This window comes from Mesorhizobium sp. WSM4840 (assembly GCF_055811755.1).
In genome coordinates this window covers 1-5,749 of record NZ_JBVVQD010000077.1, presented here as the reverse complement: position 1 = coordinate 5,749, position 5,749 = coordinate 1, and the positions used below count along the sequence as shown (strand labels likewise).

The 5,749-nt window shown below is 55.1% G+C and carries 4 protein-coding genes; all 4 read right to left on the bottom strand.

Annotation, left to right across the window (positions count from 1 at the left end; all coding sequences use genetic code 11):
• Positions 1-58: 58 nt before the first annotated feature.
• A complete protein-coding gene (locus tag AC0L3I_RS36595; RefSeq protein WP_473530185.1) occupies positions 59-562 on the bottom strand; it encodes a hypothetical protein in 504 nt (167 codons plus the stop codon).
• A gap of 555 nt (positions 563-1,117) precedes the next feature.
• Positions 1,118-1,600, bottom strand: a complete 483-nt coding sequence (locus AC0L3I_RS36590) for a group II intron maturase-specific domain-containing protein (protein WP_473530184.1) — start codon at positions 1,598-1,600, stop codon at positions 1,118-1,120.
• A 781-nt stretch (positions 1,601-2,381) separates the two neighbouring features.
• Complete coding sequence (locus AC0L3I_RS36585) at positions 2,382-3,353, bottom strand: dipeptidase (protein WP_473530183.1); 972 nt, start codon at positions 3,351-3,353, stop codon at positions 2,382-2,384.
• Between the two features lie 298 nt (positions 3,354-3,651).
• On the bottom strand, positions 3,652-4,845 hold the full coding sequence (locus AC0L3I_RS36580; RefSeq protein WP_473530182.1) for a hypothetical protein: 1,194 nt from the start codon (positions 4,843-4,845) through the stop codon (positions 3,652-3,654).
• Positions 4,846-5,749: the final 904 nt, after the last annotated feature.

Here is a 5,749-nt window from a genome sequence, read left to right as displayed (position 1 = left end):
TCAAGACCATAGACAACATTCCCACCCTCTTCGAATACAACTCATGAACCAGGGGGTATTATGACAATGGTTCCAAGAAGTTCTTCAAATCCGCCTCTAGCACCCAACTGATCTTGCCACCTGCGATGACCTCGTTGAGGGTCGCCAGGGCATGATGGGCACTCAACCCAGGCCGCCCGCCGAACGAACAGGGCAAGAAGTCCTGCTCATAGATGGCCGACAGCACCTCAGCCGTGGTGCGTTGCAGTGCCCGGTCAGAGACAGTCGGAACGCCAAGAGGGCGCTTTTCCGTCTTGCGGGGCTTGGGGATGTAGACCCGCCGAATGTTCGGCGCGGGATACCCCTGGCGGTGGATGAACTGGAGCATCGGCCCAATCCATCCGTCGAAGCTCTTCCTCGCCGCCTCCACCGTCTGTCCATCCACCCCGGCGGCGGAGCGCTTCGGTATCTGTAGAAGATTCCTCTGCACTCGTTCGCGCGTGATGTGATGGGCCAGCGAGGTAAAGCGGAGCTTTGGCTCACTTCGAGCTTTCACTGCTATTTGTTCAAGTTTCGTTTCCATGGTCAGCTGATCTTCTCTTTGAATAGAAGGCTGTGACTCGCGTTGAATGGAGCCCATGTCGCCCTAGAACAATTCAACTACCGCTGACCGCTTCCCCTTGTGGCCGGCTCTCCCGTCCTCGGAGTACTATCAGTCAGTCTGACTTCCACCCGACCATCAGCCCCTTCTCACCTCATCGGCTTGGCAGGTCCTACAAGCTTACGCTTGAGCCGGATGGATCTCCCTTGTTCCCGTCAATGCCTTCGGTTGCATGCTGGCGGTACGAACCCCGGGAGCACCTCAGACCGCTTGCGAAAACGCGGCCTTTGATTCCGCCTTCCCCTTTGAGAGACAGGGTCGGCTACTCCGATCACGTTCGATTTCGGGGCTATATTCCCGTTCACTTCATTCCGGCCTACAACCTCCCTGTCTACGCTTCGCAACGGCCGTCACCGGACGCCACGCAAGACTAGGTTCGCGGCTGCTCGCTAGGCTTTGCCGCGGCCGTCATCTCAGACGGCTGACTTCAACGCGCTTGCAAGGCGCAACTCTCGCCGAACGGGACTGCGCCTTTCGTTACGCATCCGGCTCTCCAGAAGACACGGCGAAGTCAGGCGTTTCCATCCATGCAAGACGAAACCGGGATACGGGTGTCCAGGCGAGCAGATGTTGCTCGATCGGACCCTCGCGCCAGAGCCGTCTCGTTGTGCGGCGACTGCTCGGTTGATAGGCTCCCCATAAGCCGCGTTCTCGTGCTTTTGGGCGTTTCTTTCGCAACCACCGCCAGATTCGCATGCCCGTGTACCGGTCAAGGCTGGTGAACACCGGGCCTGCATACGCGCAGTGACGATAATAGTTCGCCCATCCGCGCAGGATGGGATTGATCTCTTTGAGTTTATTGCCAAGACTGGGCGAGGTGTTGCGACCTGTCAGTTGCTTGACTTTCCGACGAAGATCACCGGCCTTGGCCTTGCGGATTTGGACGCGCGGGCCGTAGCCATAGCGTTTGTCCCAATATATGCCGAAGCGGAATCCGAGGAACTCGAACCCGTCCGTCATGGACGTGACCTTCGTCTTTTCCGATGACAACTCGAGGCCTGTGGTCCGGCGAAGGTTTCCGCCAACGCGGTCTTTTCCGCGTGGGCATCTTCCTTCGTCCCGGAGACAAGAACCACAAATCATCCGCGTAGCGCACAGGCAAGAACGCACAGCGCCCGGCTGTACCATCGTTGATGAGCGCGCCTCGCTGCCGATGTCGCTAATTATTTCGTGAGGCTGCTGCAGACACGGCTGAACTGCTGATGGCTATCGCTTCTATCCGCAATCCTAGAAGGTGTTCCACCGATGCGTTGCCAGCCGGCGCCATGTGACGCCTACGCGGGATTGGCCGACTCCTATCCGGCTTTGCGAAATACGCCACATCGATTCCGCTTGATGGTACGCATACGACGAAGTACGACGAAGGCCGCATGATTGGCACGCGGGCGCGGCGCGCTTTATGATGGCGGCCGAACTGATCGACTTCCCGCGCTTCAACGTCACGTATGGGCAGGAGCAGCCGCACTCGTCTCGTGGTGTATGGATCCGCAGCGAGTACCCGCAACCGGATTGAGCCCTGGCGGAAGATTCTGCCTTCGTTGGTATGGCAGGCCGGCGGTTCGAGATCCGCGACGAGATCACTCACGCGACCACCGACCTACTGGAATGTCCACCAACCCTTCGTTTGGGGCAAGCGCCGGTGGCATCCAGCCGAAGCTGCCTGTTTTTGCCCTGTTACAGCGAGCTCTAGGACTTACCGGATGTACCACTAGTCAGCATCCTCTGCGCTTAGCCACAATGCTCACTTCCAGACGTGGTTTGCGACACGAAGAAAATTTTCTCCCATTATCCCCCTCACGTCTCTGTCGGAGTATCCGCGCATACTTAGAGTGTCGGCGATTTGCGGAAATGCTTCTGGGTCCATGAACCCGAGATTTGGCCCATTTGGATATTGGGAATTCGGCCAATAAACAGTGTTCCATGAGGGCACCATGTCTTTACAGTCTGGAAAGTAATCCAGCCCAATACCAATGTGTTTGGGGCCAACCAAATCCGCCTTGTGATCAATGTGTCTGACCAAGGCTTCAACGCTGGCGTCACCCGTTCCCAAAAAGATACCTAGACCGGTGACACCGCTCACTCCGCCCTTTGCGGCGCACGCTATTATCTGCTCATCGGAGATGTTACGTTCATGATCGTAAATCGACTTGCAATTTGAGTGAGAGAATATGACGGGGTTTTCTGATAGCTGGATTGCCTCCATCGAGGAGTAGTAAGAAACGTGGGAACAGTCGATCACCATTCCTAGCCTGTTCATCTGCTCAACAATATCTCTACCGAACTTGGTGAGACCTTGGTCTTCGTCATGACATCCGGCGGCGGCTCCGTTGTTCCTATTGTAGGTAAGCGTCATCTGCCGAACCCCAAGATCATAGTAGAGGCTCAACATCTCTAAGGAGCCATTGAGGGCACTCATCCCTTCAATGTCAAACACAATAGCTAGCTTGCCATCTGTCTTGGCCTGCCGGATATCCTTTTCACTGCGGACAATGACGCATTTGTGTGGACGGGCTGCAACAGCCGCTCGATAGACCGACAAATTCTTGATGCATTCGGACCACGGACTGACATCGGAACCGACATTGAGGGTCAACAATGTCACACCAGAATCAATGTAGCGCTGCAGATATGTTGGCTCGACAGCATCGTTAAATATGATTTCCGAATGACTGTCCCATATCACGCCCTCAAAGCGCGGGCCTTCTCCGCTCACAAGATGCCTCCCTGCAAAGTGATCATGGTGCAGCGCTGCTCAACAGGCACATCATTGCGAGATCGTCGAGAAACCAATCCTGGCGCTTCAAAAGCCGCTCTCAAAGCTGAAGTCCAAAAGCCAATCATCCGCGCCCGATCAGGCTGTGCAACCCCGACCAGCTCCGCCTGATATTGGGCGCTCACCGGCGTGCCCTTCACCACCCCAAACCGGAGTCCCTTTTACGCGAAATGCGGGGTCCGATTACGCGATCATCGACATACTGTAAATTGGTGCGCATTTTGAATATTCCCAACGCCTACATGGGACGCGACATCGCTTCAATAACGTTGCTCAGCGGCCGATACGGCAAGCCCTTCTTCTCCGCTGACAGCGCGTGGGTCAGGTGACCACCGTAGCAACAGACTCCGTTACGCAGGCTTTCATCTTCAGTGATGGCCTGCAAAGATTTGAGACTGGCGATGTAACGAATGTAAGCGAAAGTTCGCGCTGTGAGCAGCCGCGTCGCCGTATTAGCCACCATTGACGGAATATGATCGCAGTTGTAGTGCACGATATTTTCTTCGCGATACGAGTGGTAGAGCGATGCAGAAGAAGTACAGGTTTCGACCAAGTCGCGATCACAGGCAGTACAGTCACACAGAATGCCGCCTCTCTGCATGGCTCCAACCATGCCTCTGTCGATCAGGTACTCCATTCTCCGCTTCGGAAGATCGGAGCGACGCACCGCACAGTTGAGGACGATGTCGATCTCCGGCAATGCCGCCGCGATCGTGTCCTGAGTGCGTGAAGGATCGTTGTTATTCATGACGATCAGGTTAGTGCCCGTTGCGCCGATGTAGTCGACGCCTTCGGTTTCGAAACGCGCGTTGGCTTTGCAATTGAAATCCTCGCGGCCTCGAGTGACAACAACGGTCAAGGCAACCCCGAGGTCCGACAAGTATTTGAATGCGGACAGACCGATATTGCCGCCTCCGATGATCAGAGCCCGCCCTCCGGGGAGAAGGTTCTCATTTCGCGGGCAGAACACTCCTTTTTCCTTGGAGCACAACTCCAACGCCCGCTGAGCGAAGAGATAACCAGTCAGTTGGCTCATCGGCTCAAGCAATGGGTACCGGCCACCTTTTCCCACCCACTCGTAAGCAATTCCAAGAAACCCTCTACTGATGAGTTCAGAGATATCCCGAGGATCAATGTTCTCATCAAAATGCAGATACGTGAAGAGGATGTGATGCGGAGCATAGTCAGAATATTCTGAGCGCAGCGGTGCCTTCACCTTGAGGAGGAGCCGCGCCCGGGCGAGAACCTCATCTTTCATCGCAACCTTCCCCCCGCAGGCCTGATAATCCGCATCCGAGAATCCAGCCCCTTCCCCGGCGCCGATTTCAACATAGATGTTGTGACCGAGGCGCGAAAGAGCCTGCGCCTGGATCGGCTGGAGTGCGACACGCCGCTCGTCTTCTTTGATTTCCTTCAAAACACCGATGTTCATCACTAAAAACTCCCCTTGCAGTCTTCGGTCACGCTGCACTCCAATCCGCTGCCGTGACCATGCCGTACGAGTGTAGGCCACCGAGTTTTGGTGTGCCACTTTGTCTGCGCGGTCTGGCTCGCGGGTGTCGCCTTGACGAATGGTCGGTTCTTAGTATCAGACAATAGGCCGAGCCGCCGCTGAGCATGAAGGAGGACAACGGGGTCACCGATGCGAAATAACCTCGGTCCGCGAGTTGTCGCGAGCCGCGGGCTGCAGCTAGAGAGGATTAGAGTTTTCCTATTTCCCACGACGATTTTCCTCGCGCCACCAACGAAATACACTCCGTCGAGGGGACCAAAGAAAACTGATCTGAAACTACGATTGCGAACCTTCGAAGTGTTGAGACTGTAGTCATTCGTCACTGTCCATAGTCTCTAATCTACAGTCATTTGCGTTGTTCTGCTTACTGGAATACAAAGCTGCCGCTTAAGGCGCCTTCAGCAGACGGGAACCGTCAAATCTCTACTCCATTCTCAGACGGCATCAAGTTATGTTATGTTAAGTTTATTTTTTTGGAAGTGTCGTGAACGTGTAGATTTTGTTAAAATCGTTAATATAAGTTATTTTGTTAATTGGTCTGGACCATGGCTGAGGCGCTGATGTCCTCCTGCTTGAGGATAGTCATGGTTTCATTTCAGGGCCTCGGGCCGCTTGTTTTCCAGCCTGGGTTTCGTTGCGAACTCGGCTGGCGACACGTTGCCGAGGCCGAGTGTCGTCGTTGGTGGTTTTACAGCACGACGACAGTACGCCCAAGGGCTCGCGGAGCACGAGCTTTTTTACCCGTGGCCCTACCTCAACAGTGAGATTCTAAAAGCGTTGTTAGTTCAATGCGTTGAAGGCGCGCGAACGGGTGTTTGCACTA

Coding starts and splice junctions, on each gene's coding strand:
- AC0L3I_RS36580 (WP_473530182.1), bottom strand. CDS start 4,845: ATGAACATCGGTGTTTTGAAGGAAATCAAAGAAGACGAGCGGCGTGTC.
- AC0L3I_RS36590 (WP_473530184.1), bottom strand. CDS start 1,600: ATGACGGACGGGTTCGAGTTCCTCGGATTCCGCTTCGGCATATATTGG.
- AC0L3I_RS36595 (WP_473530185.1), bottom strand. CDS start 562: ATGGAAACGAAACTTGAACAAATAGCAGTGAAAGCTCGAAGTGAGCCA.